Annotated in this window: 18 protein-coding genes and 1 pseudogene; 12 read left to right on the top strand and 7 right to left on the bottom strand. The window is 63.6% G+C overall.

What is annotated here, in order from left to right:
- Positions 1 to 12 precede the first annotated feature (12 nt).
- Positions 13 to 1,101, bottom strand: coding sequence for a cell division protein ZapE (gene zapE / locus LPW30_RS10215; protein ID WP_239680790.1), 1,089 nt, complete (start codon positions 1,099 to 1,101; stop codon positions 13 to 15).
- 162 nt (positions 1,102 to 1,263) lie between these two features.
- Between zapE and trpB the strand changes: the two genes are divergently transcribed.
- Together trpB and LPW30_RS10205 are read left to right on the top strand one after the other, a co-directional pair.
- Complete coding sequence (gene trpB / locus LPW30_RS10210) at positions 1,264 to 2,493, top strand: tryptophan synthase subunit beta (protein ID WP_238624571.1); 1,230 nt, start codon at positions 1,264 to 1,266, stop codon at positions 2,491 to 2,493.
- A 126-nt stretch (positions 2,494 to 2,619) separates the two neighbouring features.
- Positions 2,620 to 3,018 carry a hypothetical protein gene (locus LPW30_RS10205; RefSeq protein WP_128571865.1) on the top strand — a complete coding sequence of 133 codons (399 nt, stop codon included), beginning with the start codon at positions 2,620 to 2,622 and terminating at the stop codon, positions 3,016 to 3,018.
- 27 nt (positions 3,019 to 3,045) lie between these two features.
- Here LPW30_RS10205 and LPW30_RS10200 read toward each other — a convergent pair whose 3' ends face one another.
- Positions 3,046 to 3,990 carry a sodium-dependent bicarbonate transport family permease gene (locus tag LPW30_RS10200; RefSeq protein ID WP_025281098.1) on the bottom strand — a complete coding sequence of 315 codons (945 nt, stop codon included), beginning with the start codon at positions 3,988 to 3,990 and terminating at the stop codon, positions 3,046 to 3,048.
- Positions 3,991 to 4,096: 106 nt separating this feature from the next.
- On the opposite strand from LPW30_RS10200, the gene LPW30_RS10195 reads away from it, so the two are divergent.
- The 5 genes from LPW30_RS10195 (at position 4,097) to LPW30_RS10175 (ending at position 9,271) form a co-directional block, all read left to right on the top strand.
- Positions 4,097 to 4,516 carry a hypothetical protein gene (locus LPW30_RS10195; protein WP_025281099.1) on the top strand — a complete coding sequence of 140 codons (420 nt, stop codon included), beginning with the start codon at positions 4,097 to 4,099 and terminating at the stop codon, positions 4,514 to 4,516.
- A gap of 99 nt (positions 4,517 to 4,615) precedes the next feature.
- On the top strand, positions 4,616 to 5,755 hold the full coding sequence (locus LPW30_RS10190) for a DUF5610 domain-containing protein (protein WP_239680789.1): 1,140 nt from the start codon (positions 4,616 to 4,618) through the stop codon (positions 5,753 to 5,755).
- Between the two features lie 74 nt (positions 5,756 to 5,829).
- Positions 5,830 to 6,822 carry a hypothetical protein gene (locus tag LPW30_RS10185; RefSeq protein ID WP_025281101.1) on the top strand — a complete coding sequence of 331 codons (993 nt, stop codon included), beginning with the start codon at positions 5,830 to 5,832 and terminating at the stop codon, positions 6,820 to 6,822.
- On the top strand, positions 6,822 to 7,922 hold the full coding sequence (locus tag LPW30_RS10180; RefSeq protein WP_239680788.1) for an ATPase: 1,101 nt from the start codon (positions 6,822 to 6,824) through the stop codon (positions 7,920 to 7,922). The genes LPW30_RS10185 and LPW30_RS10180 overlap by 1 nt, the downstream gene beginning before the upstream one ends.
- Positions 7,919 to 9,271, top strand: a complete 1,353-nt coding sequence (locus LPW30_RS10175; RefSeq protein ID WP_239680787.1) for a vWA domain-containing protein — start codon at positions 7,919 to 7,921, stop codon at positions 9,269 to 9,271. Before LPW30_RS10180 ends, LPW30_RS10175 begins: the two co-directional genes overlap by 4 nt.
- Before the next feature lie 102 nt (positions 9,272 to 9,373).
- Here the strand turns inward: LPW30_RS10175 and pdxH are convergent, their stop codons facing one another.
- Positions 9,374 to 10,012 carry a pyridoxamine 5'-phosphate oxidase gene (pdxH, locus tag LPW30_RS10170; protein WP_025281104.1) on the bottom strand — a complete coding sequence of 213 codons (639 nt, stop codon included), beginning with the start codon at positions 10,010 to 10,012 and terminating at the stop codon, positions 9,374 to 9,376.
- 6 nt (positions 10,013 to 10,018) lie between these two features.
- Complete coding sequence (locus tag LPW30_RS10165; RefSeq protein WP_239680786.1) at positions 10,019 to 11,497, bottom strand: phytoene desaturase family protein; 1,479 nt, start codon at positions 11,495 to 11,497, stop codon at positions 10,019 to 10,021.
- Positions 11,498 to 11,656: 159 nt separating this feature from the next.
- Here LPW30_RS10165 and LPW30_RS10160 point away from each other — a divergent pair, with 159 nt between their 5' ends.
- Genes LPW30_RS10160 through LPW30_RS10140 form a run of 5 tightly spaced genes read left to right on the top strand, consistent with a single transcriptional unit; the run spans position 11,657 to position 17,770 of the window.
- Entirely contained in the window at positions 11,657 to 14,005 is a 2,349-nt protein-coding gene (locus LPW30_RS10160; RefSeq protein WP_239680785.1) for a Tex family protein, read from the top strand.
- 24 nt (positions 14,006 to 14,029) lie between these two features.
- Positions 14,030 to 14,371 carry a hydrogenase maturation nickel metallochaperone HypA gene (gene hypA / locus LPW30_RS10155; protein ID WP_239680784.1) on the top strand — a complete coding sequence of 114 codons (342 nt, stop codon included), beginning with the start codon at positions 14,030 to 14,032 and terminating at the stop codon, positions 14,369 to 14,371.
- A 38-nt stretch (positions 14,372 to 14,409) separates the two neighbouring features.
- Positions 14,410 to 15,216: a hydrogenase nickel incorporation protein HypB gene (hypB, locus tag LPW30_RS10150; protein ID WP_239680783.1), complete on the top strand. Its 807-nt coding sequence runs from the start codon at positions 14,410 to 14,412 to the stop codon at positions 15,214 to 15,216.
- Positions 15,217 to 15,225: 9 nt separating this feature from the next.
- A complete protein-coding gene (hypF, locus tag LPW30_RS10145) occupies positions 15,226 to 17,535 on the top strand; it encodes a carbamoyltransferase HypF (RefSeq protein WP_239680782.1) in 2,310 nt (769 codons plus the stop codon).
- Between the two features lie 19 nt (positions 17,536 to 17,554).
- Positions 17,555 to 17,770, top strand: a complete 216-nt coding sequence (locus LPW30_RS10140; RefSeq protein WP_025281110.1) for a HypC/HybG/HupF family hydrogenase formation chaperone — start codon at positions 17,555 to 17,557, stop codon at positions 17,768 to 17,770.
- 108 nt (positions 17,771 to 17,878) lie between these two features.
- On the opposite strand, the gene metK is transcribed toward LPW30_RS10140, so the two are convergent.
- The 3 genes and pseudogenes from metK to LPW30_RS10125 form a co-directional block, all read right to left on the bottom strand.
- Positions 17,879 to 19,036 carry a methionine adenosyltransferase gene (metK, locus tag LPW30_RS10135; protein WP_239680781.1) on the bottom strand — a complete coding sequence of 386 codons (1,158 nt, stop codon included), beginning with the start codon at positions 19,034 to 19,036 and terminating at the stop codon, positions 17,879 to 17,881.
- 57 nt (positions 19,037 to 19,093) lie between these two features.
- Complete coding sequence (locus tag LPW30_RS10130; protein WP_025281112.1) at positions 19,094 to 19,930, bottom strand: methyltransferase domain-containing protein; 837 nt, start codon at positions 19,928 to 19,930, stop codon at positions 19,094 to 19,096.
- Positions 19,930 to 20,168 (bottom strand): annotated as a pseudogene (locus tag LPW30_RS10125) (class I SAM-dependent methyltransferase); the annotation flags it as partial. The pseudogene LPW30_RS10125 and the gene LPW30_RS10130, both read right to left, overlap by 1 nt.

The following is a 20,168-nucleotide window of genomic DNA, read 5'->3' as shown; positions in this document are numbered from 1 at the left end:
AACAGAATGCCTTCAAGGCCGGTGAGGCTGTGCCAGATAGTCCTCGGATTGCATCTCCAGCAGCCGGCTCACGCAGCGCTGGTACTCGAAGCGTAGCCGCTGGCCCTGATACAGCGCCTCGGGGCGCGCTTCGGCGGCGATGATGAGGTTCACCTTGCGGTCGTAGAACTCATCCACCAGCGCCAGGAATCGCCGGGCGGCATCGTCCATGGTGTTGTCCATGACCGGCACATCGGCGATCAGCACCGAATGGAACTCCCGGGCGATCTCCACGTAGTCCACCTGACTGCGCGGCCCTTCGCACAGATCGGCGAAGCGAAACCACACCACACCGTCGGCGCAGCGCTGAACCGGGATCTTGCGACCCTCCACCTTGATATTGCGGCAATCGTGTGGCGCATCGGGGGCCAGGGTGTTGAAGGTGCTGATCAGTCGCTCGCGAGACGCCTCGTCAGACGGTGTGTGATAAATCCGGGCCTGTTGCAGGCTGCGCAGCCGATAGTCCACATCCCCATCCAGATGGAACACCTCCAGGTTTCTCTTGATCAGCCCGATGGCGGGCAGGAACAGGTCCCGTTGCAGACCATCCTTGTAAAGCTCATCCGGTGGCAGGTTGGAAGTGGTCACCAGGCAGACGCCATTGTCCATCAGTCCCGCCAGCAGACGGTGCAGCAAGACCGCATCAGTGATGTCGGAGACGAAAAACTCATCCAGGCACAACAGACGGGCGCGGGCCATGCGTTTGGCGACAATGGCGATGGGGTCGCTCTGGTCCTTGAGTCCGCCAAGTTCGGCATGCACCTTCTGCATGAAGCGGTGAAAATGCAGCCGGGTCTTGTCCTCGATGGGCAGTTCATCGAAGAAGCGATCCACCAGGTAGGTCTTGCCACGACCCACATCCCCCCATAGATACAGGCCGCGCACCGGTTCTTGCACATCACCACGCCCCAGCAGGCGGGCCAGCGGACCGGGCCGCTTCGGTCGGGGCGCCGCCTCCAGGTCATCCGAGATGCGTCGCAAGCGCGCCAGGGCCTGTTCCTGAGCGGGATCCAGCTGGATTTCAGTTGGGTGTTCGGGTTGCACGCGACCGTGATGGGTCATGAGAACGGCTCTGTGATGACAGCGCTACGGCACCGCAGCATAGCATAGACATCCGTACACCCAACCCCGCGAATCCCGTGGAAAAGGACTGGTCAGGGGCCTATCCGGGGTTTAGCATTGCGACTATCCGTTTCGTCATCTGGTGAATGAGAGCTGTGATCCATGAATAAAGCCCCGGAAACCGACCTCCACGCCCTGCTTGACCAGCCCATGCCCGATCGTGACGGGCACTTCGGGCCCTACGGGGGGCAGGCCGTACCCCCGCAGTTGAAGGCCATCATGGATTCCATCGCCGAGGCCTATCTTGCCATCCGCGAGACCCAGGCTTATCAGGACGAACTGGCCGAGTTGTACACCCACTACGTCGGTCGCCCCAGCCCCATCTACCTGGCCCGGCGGCTGAGTGAGCACTGTGGTGGCCATGCCGAAATCTATCTCAAGCGGGAGGATCTGAATCATACGGGCGCCCACAAGATCAACCATGCCCTTGGGGAGGCCCTGCTGGCCAAGCACATGGGCAAGACCAAGGTGATCGCCGAGACGGGGGCGGGACAGCACGGTGTGGCCATGGCCACGGCCTGTGCCCTGGTGGGGCTGCCCTGCGAGATCCACATGGGTGAGATCGATATCGCCAAGGAACACCCCAACGTGGTCAAGATGAAGATCCTCGGGGCCACCCTGATCAGCGTGGATCGTGGCACACGTACCCTGAAGGATGCCGTGGATAGCGCCTTCGAGGAATACATGAAGGACCCGGACAACTTCTTCTATGCCATTGGCTCCGTGGTTGGCCCCCATCCCTTCCCCATGATGGTGCGGGACTTCCAGTCGGTGGTGGGGCGCGAGGCGCGCGAGCAGTTTCTCGCCATGAAGGGGGAACTCCCGGATTACGTGGTGGCCTGCGTCGGGGGCGGCTCCAATGCCATGGGGCTGTTCACGGCCTTCCTGCATGATCTGGACGTGAAGATGGTGGGCGTGGAGCCTTCCGGTCGGGGTCTTGGCCTGGGTGAACATGCTGCCACGCTGACCTATGGCAAACCTGGCACCATGCACGGATTCCATTCCTACATGCTGCAGGACGATGAAGGTCAGCCTCAGCCCGTGTATTCCATTGCCTCCGGCCTGGACTACCCCTCCGTGGGTCCTCAGCACAGCTACCTGAAGGATATTGGCCGGGCCGAGTACCATGCCATGGATGATGAGGCCTGCCTGAAGGCCTTCATGGATCTTTCCCGCTTTGAAGGCATCATCCCCGCCCTGGAATCCTCCCATGCCCTGGCCTGGGCCATGCAGGCCGCACGCGAGGCAAAGCCCGGCACGCGCATCCTGGTCAACCTCTCGGGGCGTGGCGACAAGGACGCTGACTTCGTCGCCGACAAGCTCGCCCTTTAAGCTCGTGCCGAACCCCTCTCCCTTCACGGGAGGGGGCAGCTGATCCTTTCCGGAACCACCGCCATCGGCGCGCTGTCTTCATCCTGTGGCCAGGGAAGGCCCGCATTGCCTGCCACCGAGGAGACCATGATGAAGACCCTGACCCTCTCCCGCCTGCCCTCGCCGGACAATCCCGCGCTCATCCTGCTGCCCTGGCTGGCTGCCCTGGCTGCGGTGATCGCGGCATTGACGCTGGGCGATCCTGCGGCCCACCTGGCCGGTGAGACCGACACCTCGGGCCTGCTGCGCGGTTTTGCCATGCTCAAGGGGGTGATCACACTGGTGGCCCTGCTGCTGCTTTCCTGGCGCCTGCTATGGCCGGTGCCCCGTTTTCTGCTGGTGGGGTATGTCCTGGCCATTGTGTCCATGGCGGGCGCGGCTGCCATGGTCTGGCAACTGTCCTATCTGGGCCTGGTCTCCATTTTCTTCCATGGCGGGCTGATCCTCCTGCTTCTGATGGCCTGGAAGGATTCGTCAGCCCATTGACTCCGCGCACGGGGTCGCCCTCGACCATCAGGCCACACCCAGCCACTGGACCAACTGGTAGTAAAGGGGAATCCCCACAATCACGTTGACCGGGAAGGTGAGCCCCAGGGCGGCCAGCATGGCCAGGCCTATATTGGCCTTGGGAATCGCGGCGCGAATGGCTGCCGGCGCCGCAATATAGGAGGCGCTGGCGGTCAGGGCCGTGAGAATTAGCACCGAGCCCGCCGGCAGGCCCAGCACAATGCCCATGCCCATGCCCATGGCAGCCAGCACGAATGGCGCAAACACGGCAAAGCACAACAGACGCCAGTGGTGCCAGGGGATGGGGCGCAGGGTTTCGGCGGCCGTCAGGCCCATTTCCAGGAGGAACAGGGCCAGAACCACCTTGAAGGCATTGGTCAGCAGGTCGGTGACCGCCGCGCCGTCCTGGGGACCATAGAGCAGACCGATGATCACGCCACCCACCAGCAGGATCACTCCGCGGTTGGTCAGGGTCTCATGCCAGATGCTGGGCGTGGCCGCACCTTTCTTCGCGCCGCTAAAACGGCGATACAGAAAGATGGCCACCATGATGGCCGGCAATTCCATCATCACCAGGTACAGGGTCACCTCGGGACTGATGGTGAGTTGCAACCCTTCGGCATAGGCCAGGGCCACAGCGAAGGTGCCCGCGCTCACGGAACCGTAGTGGGCGGCCATGCTGGCGCTGTCGGCAGTGGACAGACAGACCACCCGCATCAGTAGAGGCATGAGTATCAATGGAATCAGTGCCCCCAGCAGGGCCACCGCCAGTAGATCCTGGATGACCGACAGGCTGATGTTGCCGTGCAGGGCCATTCCCCCCTTCAGGCCGATGGTCAGCATCAGCAGAAGGCTGAGGGTGTCGTAGGCGGCCTTGGGAATGGTCAGGTCTGATTTTAGCAGCCCGGCCACCAGGCCGAGCAGGAAGAACATGACGACAATATCAGGCATGGGCGTGGAAGCAGTTGGCAAGTAGGGGCGGATTTTGAAGCGAAAAGCCCCTGGATGCCAGTACCTGGGGCTTGAGTAGCCCTCGGCCTGGTGGCACTCTCCTGTCATGACACTTTACACGCGCATCATGATCATTCCATGGGTTGCACTGGCGTTGAGCTGGCTGGTACTGGCCCCGGTGCAGGCGCAGACCATCATCCTTCAGGAAGGGGAATCCTGGGAGCGGGGTGGCGTGCAGGTCTGGTGTGGGCCACCCCCTTCCAGCGTGCGCCCCATCGTGATCACGGAGTGCCAGTTCTGGGACGATTTCGACCGCACCTGCCTGTTCGAGCGCCGAATTCATCGGGTCGGCAGCCAGGCGTGTGTCGAGGAATGCCAGCACTGGGATGATTTTTCGAGCACCTGCAACTTCGAAACCCGCTGCGATTTCCACCCCGATCAAGGCGTGTTCGTGCACACTCGCTGTGAGCAATTCGACGACTTTTCCAGGACTTGCGAGCGAGAGCAAGCCCGTATTCTGCGCTGATGAAGGCCGTTTTCCCCGTTTTGTTGTGAAGGCCCCCTAAAGAATCCATCCAGGCCGCCGATACCGTCTCCATACCCCCCAGTGCAGGAGTGTGCCGCCGTGGCCATCGATAATAGTTCCTTCCCGGTCTCACTCAAGACCCCCGATTTCCGTCCCGGCGCCAGGGGCGCGGGACAAGGCCTGGCCGCGGGTGACAATGGATCGGCCCGCAGCCTGAATGCATTGCAGAACAAGATCCTGGAGAATCTGGCCAGGCAGATTCCCGGGCAGAGTGCGAGCAGCATGAAACGCCTGGATGCCAATGACTTCACCCCCGAGAAGGTGGCCGAGCGCATCGCCGGTTTCGTGGAGCTGGGGCTGGCCAATGCCCGTGCCCGGGGGGCATCCGAAGAACAACTGGAGAATCTCAGGCAACAGGCCACCCGCGGCGTCGAGCAGGGCTTCAAGGAGGCCCGTGAGATCCTGGGTGGTCTCAATCTACTCGATGGAAAGATCAAGGCGGACGTGGACGAGACCGAACGACTCACCTTCGACGCCCTTGAAAACCTCAAGCGCGCCCCTCAGGATCGGGACCTGGCCGGCGTGACCCGCCTCTCCATGATGGAGCGCTATCAACGGGCAGAGAGCCTGGAGTTGAACATCACCACCCAGTCCGGGGCCCAGGTGAGCATCCAGTTCCAGAGCGCCCAGGACACGCGTGTTCAGGCCGAGGCCCGCATGGAAGGCGGAGAGTCACGGGGGTGGCTGGATGTCAGTCGCTCCGAGCAGAGCGGCTACCGGTTCTCCGTGCAGGGCGACCTGAATCCCGACGAGCTCCAGGCCATCGAGAACCTGGTGCGGGATGTGGGCCAGTTGGCGGACGAATTCTTCAACGGAGATGTGCAGCGGGCCTTCGAGATGCTTCCCGACCTGCGTTTCGACACCAGCCAGCTGCAGTCCATGGACCTGAACATGACCCGCACCGAGACCTACAAGATGGCTCAAAGCTATGAGCAGACCCGACAGATGGAGTCGCCGGAGCAGTCCATGCCGGGACGTCGCATCGGTCAGTTGATGGAAGCCATGCAGGAGCGGTTCAACCAGCCTTCGCTTCAGTTCCTGGCCAATCCCATGGACGATGGTGGGCTGATCATGAAGACACTGGTGGAACAGGATACCCGCTTCAAGGAAGCCGCCACCGAGCAACAAGAGCGGTTCCAGGAGAACATGGCGCGGCTGCTGGACGCAGTACGTCAGTAGCATGAGGGCCCGCAGCGGGGAATATTCCGGTCACTCCACGGTCATAATTCCAGGTAACCACCCCTGGAGCTCCGGTGACCCCGCTAACCCATCATGAAATCCTCACCCTGGTTGGCCCCTTTGCCCGCGATGAATGGCGGGTGGATCTGGCGGCCACCGATCGCCAGAACCGGTGCGTGGTGTTCGAGCCGCGCACCCATGACAACCCCGAAGATCCTTCGAGCCTCTCGCTCACCGAACACCTGCAACTGGAAAACCCGGCCCGTGGCCGATTCTTTCTGCGGCGCACGCTGACCGAAGCATCGGGCCTGAGCGCCACACTGGAAGTCACCGGTGAAGACCCGGCCTCGGTGTACGCCCAGTGCGCACATGTGCCGCCACATGACCACTTTCGGCACCAGGCCGGCACGTTGGCGGCCATCAGTTACGCCCTGGAATATCGCCGCCCTGCACCTAATGCCGAGCCGGGCTGGAGGCGGCGTTTCACCCTGGGCGAGGCCTGCGTGCGCGGGCGACGCCTGCAGTTTGATGCCCGCACCGTCCCGGGTCTGCCGGCCAAGCTGACCCTGGACTGGCACCCCCGGGGGGATATCCATCTTCCCGGTGACCTGCTGGCAGTGCAGGGCTGGGCGTGGCGCCCGCTGCAACTCATGCCCGGCGGCTGGAAGGCCACCGTGAAGCTGTCCCGACGGGAGCCGGAGCGTTCACAGGAGGCCGAGGAGCGCTTTCTGGCCACCGTGGCACATCTGGAACAGACCCTGTCCCAACCCCCCGCGCGCTTTCATGAACGCTTCAAGTGGCAGCGCTGGCGGGTGGTCTTTCAGCGCAGCCTGGCCATACAGGGGATGCTGGCCATCCTGTCGGCCATCCCCATCCTGTACTGGGGCGATTTCGGGCAGGATGGTCAGGTGCCCCTGTGGACCACCGGTGTGCCACCCGTGATGCTGCTGGCCATCTTCCTGAGCTGGTCCCGCGAGGTGCCGGTGATGGAGATCCCGCCGCTGCCCAAACCGCTGCTGGCCAACGCCTGGGAGCAGGGTCCAACGACTGAAGGAGTTTCAGACTGATGCAGGGCAATCCCATGAACATCCCGGCGGTGTCCATTGCCGCTGCCAAGCAGGCACTGATCGAGCAATACGCGGATCCGGTGCTGCGGCTTCGTGCCTCCATGCTCTGGGGCACCCGCGGGGTGGGCAAATCCTCCATCATCGCCCAGGTGGCCGAGCACTACAGGGTGCCCCTGGTGGACCTGCGCTTGACCACCATCGAGCCGGTGGACATCCGCGGTGCCATCTATGCCGACGAGGAACAATCCCGTACGGTCTGGTTTCCCCCGGAATTCCTGCCCGGGCCGGATCAGCCCGAGGGCATCCTGTTCCTGGATGAACTCACCGCCGCCGATCAGCGCCTGCAGATCTCCGCCTATTCCCTCATCCTGGATCGTCGCGTGGGGCACTACCGTTTGCCTGATGGCTGGCAGGTGGTGGCAGCAGGAAATGCCCGCTTTCACGGGGCAGTGAGTCACGACATGGGCACCGCCCTGGCCGATCGCATGTTCCACTTCAACGTGCAGACAGCCATCGACGCCTTCCTGGAACACGCCATGGAGCGTGGCTTTGCCCCGGAGGTGATGGCCTATCTGAAGGTGCGGGCCGACAAGCTGGATGACACCCAGACCCAGCTCGCCAATGATTATCTGATCGGCGCAAGCCCGCGGGGCTGGGAGGATATCTCCAACGTGCTGCACTCGGATATCTCCGACACGGCCAAGCGTCTGTTCGTCCAGGGTCGCATCGGGTCCGCCAATGCCGCAGAGTTCTTCGGGGTGTTGCGGGAGATCCAGTCGGGCGTGGATGTGACCCGGCTACTGGCAGCGGATGCGGGGCCGGAAACCGCGGACCTGCTACCGCAGTCACTGGATGGCCTGTACGGCATGATCTACGGCCTGCTGGCGGCCGTGGAGGATGCCACTGCCATGAATCGCGCCCTGGAGATCATCGAGCAGTATCCGGATATCCGCGCCGATGTGGCCTTGCCCATTCGTGAAGCCCAGACCCTCACCATGGAACTGCTGCTGCAGAAGGGCCTGGCCCGGGGGCTGGAGAACACCATCCTGGCCAGCCCGGCCTATGAGCGCTACATGGCCCAGCGGGAACAAGGGGCATGAAGGGCTACGACGACCCGGTTCATGCTGGCCACCGGGGGACCCGAGCGGTGCAGACCATGGTGGAGTACGCCCCGTCCACGGGGGGCCTGGCCCTGTGGATGCAGCATCAGGACGTGGACGAACTCCCGGAGTCGGTCAGGGCGGCCAATGATGGTCAGACCATCTATTACGGACCCGGCTTCGGGGATCTGCCCTTGCCGCGCCAGGTGGGCCTGGTGGCACACCAGGTGCTGCACGTGGCCCTGCGCCATGCCCAACGCCGGGAGGAACTCAGACGCCTGGTGGGGGATGTGGATGCCCAACTCTACAATATTTGCGCCGATGCCATCGTCAATACCAGCCTGAGTCATCTGGACTGGCTGGAGCTGCCCCGGGATGCGGTGACCCTGGAGCGCCTGCTGCGGGAGACGCTCGACACGCGCTACGGGCCCGAACAGGCCCTGCTGGAATGGGATGTGGAGCGGCTCTATCGTCAGGTGGACGATCGCCGCAAGGGGCGGGAATCCGGGCGCGGCGAGGGCGGCGATCAGGGGGGATCGGCAGGGGAGGGCAGCGAGGATGCCCGCGACGGCGCGCAGGACAAGCCCGGGCCGAGGCAGGATGGCCCCCGGGCCGAACGGGCGCGACGTCTGGATGGGGCAGAGTCCCGGGATCTGCTTCCCAGTGATGAGGATGTGAGCCGACCCGAGGCCGCAGCGGAGCAGAGTCGGGAGTGGGCCGAGCGCATCAGCCGTGCCCATGCCGGGGACGGTGCCTTCTCCATGATTCGCTCCCTGCTCGCGGATCTGCCCCGAGTGCGGGTGCCCTGGGAGCAGGTGCTGCGCACCCAGTTGACCCGTGGTCTGACCCGGAATCCCGAGTTGTCCTGGTCCCGCCCATCGCGCTCTTACCTGGCCAATCGGGGGCGTACGGCGGGTGGGCGTCGCATGCCTTGGGAACCCGGTATGGTGGGTTCCCGTGCCGTCCCCCGGCTGGTCCTGGTGGTGGATGTCTCGGGTTCCATTGATGAGGGTCTGCTGGGGCGCTTTGCCACCGAGATCGAGGCCATCACGCGTCGCACCGAGGCCAATCTGATCCTGGTGATCGGGGACCTGGTCGTACGCTCGGTGCAGCGCTTCGAGCCTGGGGTGTCCTCATTGCGGGATCTGGTCTTCGAGGGAGGCGCAGGCACTGACTTCACGCCCCTGCTCAAGGAGGCGGATCGGCAACAACCGGACATGGGGGTGGTGCTTACCGACCTTCAGGGACCGGCCCATTACCGCCCGGACTGGCCGGTGCTCTGGGCCGTGCCTCCCGAGCATGAATCCACCCCGGCGCCGTTTGGTCGCAAGCTGGTGCTGGTGGACTGAGGCGGTCCTTCCCTTCCCCTCACCCCAACCCCTCTCCCCCAAGGGGAGAGGGGCTTGTCACTTTCATCATCGGGGGTGCGTCACCACCGTGATGGATGAGCGTCAGGGCATCAGCCGCTGGATCTCCCAGGTCTCGTATTGCAGCCGGTACTGAAACCGGTCGTGCAGTCGGTTGTCCCGTCCCTGCCAGAATTCGAAGGTGTCCGGTACCAGTCGGTACCCGCCCCAGGTCTCGGGGCGGCGCACATCCCCATGGGGGTGGCGTAGCTGCACCCGTTCCAGACGTTGCTCCAGGGCCTCCCGGTTTTTCACTGGGCTGCTTTGCTCCGAGGCGGCCGCGGCCAGCTGGCTGCCCCGTGGGCGGGACCGGAAATAATCATCCGCATCCTTTGCGGGCAAGCGTTCCACGTAGCCTTCCACACGGATCTGACGTTCCAGCCCGGCCCAGTAAAACAGCAGGGCGGCCATCGGGTTCTCCGCCAGTTGCCGACCCTTCAGGCTGCGAGCATCGGAATACCAGCACAGCCCCCGATCATCCACATGCTTGAGCAGCACCGCCCGGGCCGAGGGGCGGCCCTTGGCATCCGCCGTGGCCAGCACCATGGCAGTGGCGTCGGGTTCGCTTTCGGCGTCCTTGAGCCAGTCGGCCAGTTGTTCGAAGGGGTCCAGGGCCAGATCGGCACGGCGCAGGCTCGCACGTTGATACGATCGGCGGGTCTGACGATGGTCAATGGGCGACATGGGCCGTCAACTCCTGCACTGTTGGAGGATCTGTTCAGCGGCGATGGTGCCGGACAGGATGGTCGGGGGGACGCCCGGTCCCGGTACCGTGAGCTGGCCAGCGTAATAGAGATTATCCAGCTTGCGGCTCTTCAGTCTGGGTTTGAGCATGGCCGTTTGCATCAGAGTGTTGGCCAGGCCATAGGCATTACCCTTGAAGGCATGATAGTCGTGGATGAAATCCTTGTGGGCGTAGGATCGGCAGAACACCACATGATCGCGAATGGACTGGCCGGTGATGGCTTCCAGCCGGTCCAGGATCAGGTTCTGGTAATGGCGTCGCGTCTCGGGGGTGTCCTCCAGGCCAGCGGCCACCGGGATGAGAACCATGAGATTCTCCTGACCCTCCGGGGCCACCGAGGGGTCGGTCTGCGAGGTGGCGCTCACGTACAGGGCCGGTTCGGTGGGCCAGGTGGGGTTTTCATAGATTTGCGCCGCATGGGCCTCGAAATCGGCGTCAAACAACAGGGTATGGTGCGGCAGCCCCTCCAGTTTCTTGTCCACACCCATGTAGAAGATGATGGAGGAGGGCGACATGACCCGTTTGTCCCAGTAGCTGGGTGAATACATACGATCCGCTTCGGGGAGCAGATCCTGTTCCACATGATGATAGTCCCCGGCACCGATCAGATAGTCGGCCTCGAAGCGCCCCTGGTCCGTGTTCACGGCCACGACCTTGCCATCCCGGGTTTCAATGCCGCTGGCCTCGGTGCCGAACTGGAATCGGACCCCCATTTCCTCGGCCAGTTGATGCATGGCCTTGACCAGTTCATGCATCCCGCCCATGGGATACCAGGTGCCCAGCTTGAGATCGCCATAGTTCATCATGCTGTACAGGGCCGGTGTGGTGCGGCCCGTGCCCCCCAGGAACAGGATGGGAAACTCCAGCATGCGGTGCAGGCGCGGGCTCTTGAAGTAACGGGTGATATGGCTGCGGTAGGAGCGCAGCAGATGCATGGAGAAGAGATAGCGCAACAGCCGCAACTGGGCAAATTCCATGAAGGAAAGGCAGGGTTTATTGGCAAACTCGCCGATGCCGACAGTGTATTTCACCTCGGCCTCGTCCAGGAATCGTTCCAGCTGAAAACCGGCACCCGGCTCGATGCTCTCGAACAGCTCAACGGTCTGTTTCACGTCTGCCGGGATCTCCACATAGTCATCCTTGCCGAAGTAGATCCGGTAGGACGGGTCCAGGCGTTTGAGTTCAAAGTAGTCAGAACTCTTGCGCCCGAATTCGGCGAAGAACCCATCGATGACATCGGGCATCCAGTACCAGCTCGGCCCCATGTCGAAGGTGAACCCCTGGGCGGAGAACTGCCGCCCCCGGCCGCCGGGGATGTCATGGCGTTCGATGACGGTGACATCCATGCCCTCGCGGGCCAAGGTGGCAGCGGCGGCGAGCCCGGCAAAGCCGGCACCGATGATGACGATCTTGTTTTTCTTCATGATTTCTTCGGGAAATGACGGTGAATGGGTACGCTACTCCGGCGGCCCGTGGCTGGCAAGGTGTACCGCCCCGCGCCCCTCCATGAAAACCCGCCCATGGGACCCGGGCCATGGGTGGGTTATGATTGCCCCCTCATTTTGTTCAAGTAATGGCTCCCCATGACTTCCATATCCTCTCGTATTGCCCAGGAACTGGGCGTTCAGGCCAGCCAGGTCAACGCTGCCGTGGAACTGCTGGATGGTGGCTCCACCGTGCCGTTCGTGGCCCGCTATCGCAAGGAGGCCACTGGCGGCCTGGACGACACGCAGTTGCGTAACCTGGAGGAGCGACTGATCTATCTGCGGGAGCTGGAGGGTCGTCGTCAGGTGGTGCTCAAGGCCATCGAGGAACAGGGCAAGCTCACCGACACCTTGCGAGAGGCCATCGAGACCGCCGAGACCAAAACCCGTCTTGAGGACCTCTACCGGCCCTACATGAAAAAGCGCCGCACCAAGGCGCAGATTGCCCGGGAAAATGGTCTGGAGCCCTTGCTGGATAGCCTGCTGCAGGATCCGGCCCAGTCACCGGAGGCGGTGGCGGCGGGGTTCACCACCGAGGAGATCACCGTGGAGGCGGCCCTGGAGGGAGCCGGGCACATCTTCATGGAGCGCATTGCCGAGGATGCCGACCTCATTGAAGAGATGCGCAAGTTCGGCTGGGAGCATGGCTACATGGTCAGCCGTGTGGTGGAAGGCAAGGAACAGGCCGGTGCCCGTTTCCGTGACTATTTCGATCATGTGGAGCCCCTGTGCAAGGTGCCTTCCCACCGGGCCCTGGCCATGTTCCGTGGGCAGGCCGAGGAGGTGCTGCGCCTGGAAGTGGCCTGGAGCCAGGCCCAGGCCCGGGGTGAGAAGGAAGAGGCCGGCGCCTCCCCCGGCGAGCGTGCCGTGGTGCGACGCTTCGGCCTCTCGGACCAGGGGCGTCCCGCTGATGCCTGGCTGGCGCGGCATGCCCGCCTGGCCTGGCGGGCCAAGCTTTCCATCCATCTGGATGTGGCCCTCAAGCGACGCTTGCGGGAACTGGCCGAGGAGGAGGCCATCCGGGTCTTCGGGGCCAACCTGGAGGACGTGCTGCTGGCAGCGCCGGCGGGCTCGCGGGTCACCATGGGCCTGGATCCGGGGGTGCGCACCGGTGTTAAGGTGGCCGTGGTGGATGCCGGGGGGGCGGTACTGGACACCGCCACCGTCTATCCCTTTGCGCCGAAGAACCAGGTGGACGCTGCCCTGCACGCCCTGGAAACCCTGGTCAAGCATCATCAGGTGGACTTGATTGCCATCGGCAACGGCACCCATTCCCGGGAGACGGATGCCCTGGCGGCCGAGCTCCTGCGGCGCCTGAACCGGCCCGGGCTGAACAAGGTCATGGTGTCCGAGGCCGGTGCCTCCGTCTACTCGGCCTCGGAGCGGGCCTCCCGTGAACTGCCGGATCTGGACGTCTCCTTGCGGGGCGCCGTATCCATTGCCCGGCGGTTGCAGGACCCGCTGGCGGAACTGGTGAAGATCGAGCCCAAGGCCATCGGTGTGGGCCAGTATCAGCACGACGTGAATCAGAGCCAACTGGCCCGCAAGCTGGATGCCGTGGTGGAGGACTGCGTGAACGCCGTGGGCGTGGACGTGAACACCGCCTCGGTGCCCCTGCTGGCCCGGGTGTCCGGTCTGGGTCCCACGCTGGCGGAGAACATCGTGGTGCATCGCACGGAGAACGGGGCCTTCAGGAACCGAACGGCACTCAAGGCCATCCCCCGCCTGGGGGCGAAGGCCTTTGAGCAGGCGGCAGGATTTCTGCGCGTGCCTTCCGGGGACAACCCGCTGGATGCCTCGGCGGTACACCCTGAGGCCTATCCCGTGGTCAAGCGCATTATGGCCGAAACCAAGCGAGACGTGAGCCAGTTAATCGGGGACGAGGCCTTCCTCAAGACCCTGGACCCCCGGGCGTTCACCGATGAAGCCTTTGGTGAACCCACGGTGCGGGACATCCTCGCTGAATTGGCCAAGCCGGGCCGAGATCCCAGACCCGAGTTCCGCACGGCCGCCTTCCGCGAGGGGGTGGACAAGCTGGAGGACCTGGAGCCGGGGATGGTACTGGAGGGTACGGTCACCAATGTGGCCAACTTTGGAGCCTTTGTGGATGTGGGTGTGCACCAGGATGGCCTTGTGCACATCTCCGCGCTGGCCGAGACCTTCGTCAAGGACCCTCGGGACGTGGTGCGGGCGGGCGATGTGGTCAAGGTGAAGGTCATGGAGGTGGATCCGGAGCGTCGTCGCATCGGCCTGAGCATGCGACTGGGGGATGAACCGGGGCAGGAGAGTCGCGGCGGTCGCAAGCCGCCTCGGGACCAGAAGGCCCCCCATGCCGGCCGCAACGGCAAGGGGGCACCGCCCAAGGTTCGGGCGAGCGGCAAGCCCCGCGAGCCCGAACCTGAGGGTGCCCTGGCCGCCGCCTTGAAAGCGGCCCAGGGCAAAGGCTGAGGGCCGGCCTCCGGGGCCGATGTCATGCACGAGATGTCCCTGGCCCGTGAGGTGCTTCGCATCCTTGAAACCCAGGCCCGTTTGCAGAAATTTTCCCGGGTCCACGCGGTCACACTCTCTGTGGGCCCATTGGCTGCAGTGGATCCGCATGCCCTGCGTTTTGCCCTGAAGGCGGTGACTCGGGGAACGCTTGCCGAGGGGGCGGAAGTGCATATCGAGCCCTCTGTGGCCAACGGGTGTTGCCGACACTGCGGACACTGCTTCAACATGGATTCCTGGCTGACCCCTTGCCCTCGTTGCGGTGGCCCTGCGCGGGCCGAGAACGGTCAGGAGATGCAGGTCAAGGATCTGCAGGTCAGTGATTAGGGCCGGGTAGGCGGTCACGGGATGCGGAGGAAAAGATCATGTGCACGGTTTGCGGTTGTGGTGACGATGAACACGGGCACGAGCATCATGGCAAGAACACCCGCCAGGTGTCCGTTGAAACGGACCTGCTGGCACAGAACGACGCCCATGCTCAGAACAACCGGGCCTGGTTCGAGCGCGAACGGGTACTGGCCCTGAACCTGGTCTCAAGCCCCGGGTCGGGCAAGACCAGCTTGTTGACCGCGACCATCGAGCGTTTGAGGGATCGCCTGCCGTTGGCGGTCATCGAAGGGGACCAACAAACCAGTCGCGATGCCGTACGTATCCGCCAGGCCGGCGTGGCCGCCGTGCAGATCAATACCGGCAAGGGCTGCCACCTGGATGCCCATCGGGTGGGGCATGCCTGTGAAGACCTGGAGCCACCCAAGGGCGGCATTCTTTTCATCGAAAACGTGGGCAACCTGGTCTGCCCGGCGGCCTTTGATCTGGGTGAGGCCTTCAGGGTCGTGGTCCTCTCGGTCACGGAGGGGGATGACAAGCCCTTCAAGTATCCGGACATGTTTCAAACCTCCCGGGTGATGATCGTGAACAAGCTGGACCTGCTCCCCCATGTGGACTTCGACCTGGACGCCTGCATTGAACAGGCGCGTCGGCTCAATCCAGAGATGGAGGTATTCCAGCTCTCGGCCCGCACGGGGCAGGGGATGGAGGCCTGGGTGCAGTGGCTGGAGGATCGGTGTTCAGGCCCGGGGGATGTGTCGGAGGGGCAGGAGCTGGAGGCCCTGCGCCAGCGTGTGGCCGAACTGGAGTCCCGTCTGCAGCAGGCGGGACTGATGAAGTCCTGAGGACACTCCGTGACCCAGGGCCCGGTTCGCCTGCATCTATGTATCCAGGGGTGTGTTCAGGGAGTGGGGTTCAGGCCTCATGTTCATCGTCTGGCTCAGTCCCTGGAACTGACGGGTTGGGTGCGTAACCAGGCGGACGGCGTTGAGGTGGAGTTGCAAGGGAATGCGCTGTCGCTGGATGTCTTTATCTCCGCTCTGCCAAAGGGGCTGCCCCCTCTGGCGAGACTGGATCACCTGGTACGCTCAAGCCGGGTGCCATTGGATGGAGAATCCGGGTTCGTGATCCAGCCGAGCCAGACGGGCGGCGTTCACTTTGGCCCGATGGCGGATGCGGCGATATGTCCACAGTGCCTGCGGGAAATGTTCGACCCCCATGACCGTCGCTACCGCCACGCTTTCACCCATTGCACCCACTGCGGCCCCCGTTACACGATGCTGGATGCACTTCCCTACGACCGGGCCCGCACCAGCATGCAGGTTTTCACACCCTGCGCAGCCTGCCAAGCTGAATACGAAGACCCCGCTGATCGACGCTTCCATGCCCAGGCCAATGCCTGCCCCGACTGTGGTCCCCGCCTGGCGCTGTTGGACCCGTATGGCCAGCCGGTTGAAGCGGATGATCCCGTGGCCGAGGCGGCGGCGTGGCTTGCCGAGGGGCGCATCCTGGCACTCAAGGGAGTGGGTGGATATCAACTGCTGTGCAATGCCCGTGATGCCGCCGCCGTGGCCAGGTTGCGGGCGCGCAAGCATCGCGGTGAACAGCCTCTGGGCGTGATGTTGGTCAATACGGCTTCTCTGGACGGCCTTGCCCGAGTGGAGCCACCACAAAGAGCATGGCTGGAGGACTGGACCCGCCCACTGGTGTTGCTTGAACAGACCACGGACACGGAGACGGCGCTGCCGGGTGTGGCCCCCCATCTACCCTGGCTGGCGGCCATGCTGCCCTGCGCCCCGGTGCACTACCTGCTATTTCACGCCCTGGCGGGGCAGCCGCCCGGGACGGCATGGTTACAGCAACCCCAGCCCGTTGTGCTGGTTTGCACGTCGGGTAATCTTCATGGCGAGCCCTTGTTCATCGACGATGCTCAGGCGCTGGAGGGTCTGGCATCGGTGGCTGATGGCTTTCTGGTCCATGACCGGGTCATTCGCCAGCGCTGCGATGACAGCGTGTTACGTGTGACAGACGGAGGGATCACGATGATTCGCCGGGCCAGAGGCTTGAGTCCTGCGCCCATTACCCTGCCTCGTGAGGGGCCCACCGCCCTGGCCACCGGGGCGCTGTTGAAGAACACCCTGTGCATCACCCGGGGCCGCCAGGCCCTGATGTCCCCCCATGTGGGGGATCTGGATCACGACGGAACCTGCCGGGCATTGGAGACACTGGCCCAATGGTGGTTGGAACGGCTGGACGAAACGCCCGCTGTGGTGGCCTGCGACATGCACCCGGACTTTTACAGCACTCGTCTGGCCTCGCGCCTGGCGGCTGAGTGGTCGGTGCCCTTGCTGGCGGTACAGCATCATCATGCCCATCTCGCAGCGGTACAGGCCGAGCGTGGCCTCGAGCGGCCGATACTTGGCCTGGCCATCGATGGCTATGGTCTGGGGACGGACGGAGGCGCCTGGGGAGGAGAGTTGATGCTGCTGGAGGGCCAGGACTTCCAGCGGGTGGGCCACCTGCGGTCTCTGGCCCTCCCGGGCGGTGACCGGGCAGCAGTGGAACCCTGGCGAATGGCGGCGGCGGTCCTGCATGCCCTGGGCCGAGGCGAGGAGATCCCTGTGCGTTTCGCTCGATATCCCCAGGCCCAGGGTGTGGAGATGCTGCTGTCGTGCGGCAGTCTCTGTCCACGCACCACCAGCCTGGGTCGGTTATTCGATGCGGCTGCGGGTCTGTTGGGGGTGGTGGATTTCAATGGCTATGAAGGCGAAGCGGCCATGCGACTGGAGGGATTGGCTACTCGCCATGGCCCGGCAGAGGCGCTTCCTGGGGGTTGGGAGCTGGATCGGGACGTGCTGGATTTCTGGCCACTGCTGGCTTGCCTGGCCGGAGGGCGGCTTTCGACAGCCGAGGCGGCTGCTGTCTTTCATGCCACGGTGGCCCGAGGCCTGGCCGAGTGGACCCTCAGCCGGGCCCGGCACCTGGGACTGGAGGAAGTGGTGGTGTCGGGCGGCTGCTGTCTGAATCAGATCCTGATGCGGGACTTGCGACGTCTTCTCGCCGGCGCCGGGTTGCGTGTCTACGAGCCCCGTCGGTTACCACCCAATGATGGCGGGCTGAGCCTGGGGCAGGCCTGGGTGGCCCTGCAAGCGGTGCGCGGTTGATCAATCCGGGAGGATTGCCATGTGTCTGGCCATGCCGGTGGAAGTGATCGAATGTCTGGAGGGAGATCGGGCCCTGGTGGATCTTGGCGGCATCCGCAAGGAGATCAGCCTGGCCCTGGTGGATGATGTCTCGGCGGGGGACTTCGTGATCCTGCATGTGGGCTTTGCCATTGGCCGCCTGGACCCCGACGAGGCTGCCCGTAGCCTGGAGATGTTCCGTCAGATGGGCATCTGAAGCACAGGGCAGGGCAATGTGCCGGGCACAAAAAAGGCCGGGAGAGGTTTCCCCCTCCCGGCCTCTCAATTGCATCGGGCGATGTCCGATGCAAGAGGCGCCAGGTACTTACTTGGCGGCCTTGGCCAGGGCGTCGGCGCGGTCGGTGCGCTCCCAGCTCACGCCCAGGTCTTCACGACCGAAGTGGCCGTAGGAAGCGGTCGGACGATAGACCGGCTTCTCCAGGTCCAGCATGGTCAGGATGCCATAGGGGCGCAGATCGAAGACGTCGCGGACGATTTCCGTCAGACGGGTCTCGTCGATCTTGCCGGTGCCGAAGGTTTCCACGGCGATGGAGGTGGGCTCGGCCACACCGATGGCGTAGGAGACCTGCACTTCGCAGCGCTCGGCCAGGCCGGCGGCCACGATGTTCTTGGCCACATAGCGGGCGGCGTAGGCAGCCGAACGGTCCACCTTGGAGGGGTCCTTGCCGGAGAAGGCACCGCCACCGTGACGGGCCATGCCGCCGTAGGTGTCGACGATGATCTTGCGGCCGGTCAGACCGCAGTCACCCAGTGGGCCGCCGGTGACGAAGCGACCGGTCGGGTTGATGTGGAACTTGGTGCCCTTGTGCAGCCATTTCTCGCCCAGCACAGGCTTGATGATCTCTTCCATCACGGCTTCCTGCAGATCTTTTTGTTCGATCTCGGGAGCGTGCTGGGTGGAGAGCACCACGGCGTCGGCAGCCACGGCCTTGCCGCCTTCATAGCGGAAGGTCACCTGGCTCTTGGCGTCGGGACGCAGCCAGGGCAGGGTGCCGTTCTTGCGCACTTGGGCCTGGCGCTGCACCAGCTTGTGGGAGAAGTGGATGGGGGCGGGCATCAGCACGTCGGTTTCGTTACAGGCATAACCGAACATCAGGCCCTGGTCACCGGCACCCTGTTCTTCCGGGCGGCTGCGATCCACACCCTGGTTGATGTCCATGGACTGGGCGCCCAGGGAGTTCAGCACGGCGCAGGTGTTGCCGTCGAAGCCCTTGTCGGAGCTGTCGTAACCGATGTCCAGAACCACTTCACGTACCAGGTCTTCCAGGTTCAGAACGGCAGTGGACTTCACCTCACCGGCGATCAGCACCATGCCCGTCTGGGTGACGGTCTCCGCGGCCACGCGGGCCTTGGGATCCTGCGCCAGGTAGGCGTCAAGGATCGCATCGGAGATCTGGTCGGCCATCTTGTCCGGATGGCCTTCGGAGACGGATTCGGAGGTGAATAGATAGGTCTTGCTCATGTAATGGTTTCTCCTGGTAATGGTCTTTCAGGGTTGAAGTCGGATCATGATCCGGAATCAGGCCTTGCGGAAGCGGAAAATGCCCCAGCACAAGTGCCCGGCCTTGCCACCATCAACCCAGTGTTGCAAACCTTTCTTCATGCGTGCGATGTAATCGTCTGAAATCAGCCCCTTGAGGCTTTCCTCGCGGGATTCCAGCTCCTTGAGCACCCGCCCGTAGTGGCGCGGCAGCTGGTGACTGTGATCCTCGAAGCCGATTTCTTCAAGACCCACCTTGCTGGCGGCTTCCCGGTAGAATCCGGGGGAACCCAGGGTTTCCAGGTGGATGCGGTCGAGGATGGGCTGCAGCTTCTCCTTGGGTGCATCGTCGGTCTGCATCGGGTCGGTGAAGATGAACACGCCGCCCGGCTTGAGCACGCGGGCCACTTCCTCCATGACCTTCATGCGGTTGCCGCTGTGCAGGATGGAATCCTGGGACCAGACCACGTCGAAGCTGTTGTCCTCGGCCGGGATGGATTCGAAACTGGCGTCAAGCACGTCGACGAGATGATCCAGCTTGAGGGCCTTGTTCATCTGCCGGTCGCGCTCGTTCTCCACCTCGCTCAGGTTCAGCGCCTTGACATGGCATCCGAAGGTGGTGGCCAGGTAGCGAGCCGCGCCACCATATCCAGCACCGATATCCAGCACCTTCATGTCGCTGGTGGGTTCGCCCAGCAGGTCACCCATGTGAGCGACGGTGCGGCGGCTGGCATCCGGAATGGCTTCCTCGTCGGACTCGTACAGACCGATGTGGATATCCTCACCACCCCACACCCGGTGGTAGAAGTTATCGGCGTCTTCGCTGTTGTAGTAGTCGCGGGCAGTGGCGACGGCACCTTCATACTGATTCGTCATTATTCTTTCCCCGTATATTTTTTGCTGGCTACGTGGATGAAGAAGTCCGGTTCAGTGTCGTGGTAGGTTTCCTTGAAGTCGCCGTAGGTTTCGATGTTCTGGAAACCCACCTCGCGCATCAGGCGGCGCACATAAGGCTTGCGCAGCGGGAACATGTTCAGGTGAAACACGGACTTGTCCGGGAAGGCATAGCGGAAGCGAGCCAGGCCGTCGTCCACGTGTTCCGGATACACCGAGG

The organism is Ectothiorhodospira variabilis, from assembly GCF_022227625.1.
Lineage (GTDB): Bacteria > Pseudomonadota > Gammaproteobacteria > Ectothiorhodospirales > Ectothiorhodospiraceae > Ectothiorhodospira > Ectothiorhodospira haloalkaliphila.
This window is presented reverse-complemented; position numbering and strand designations above follow the sequence as displayed.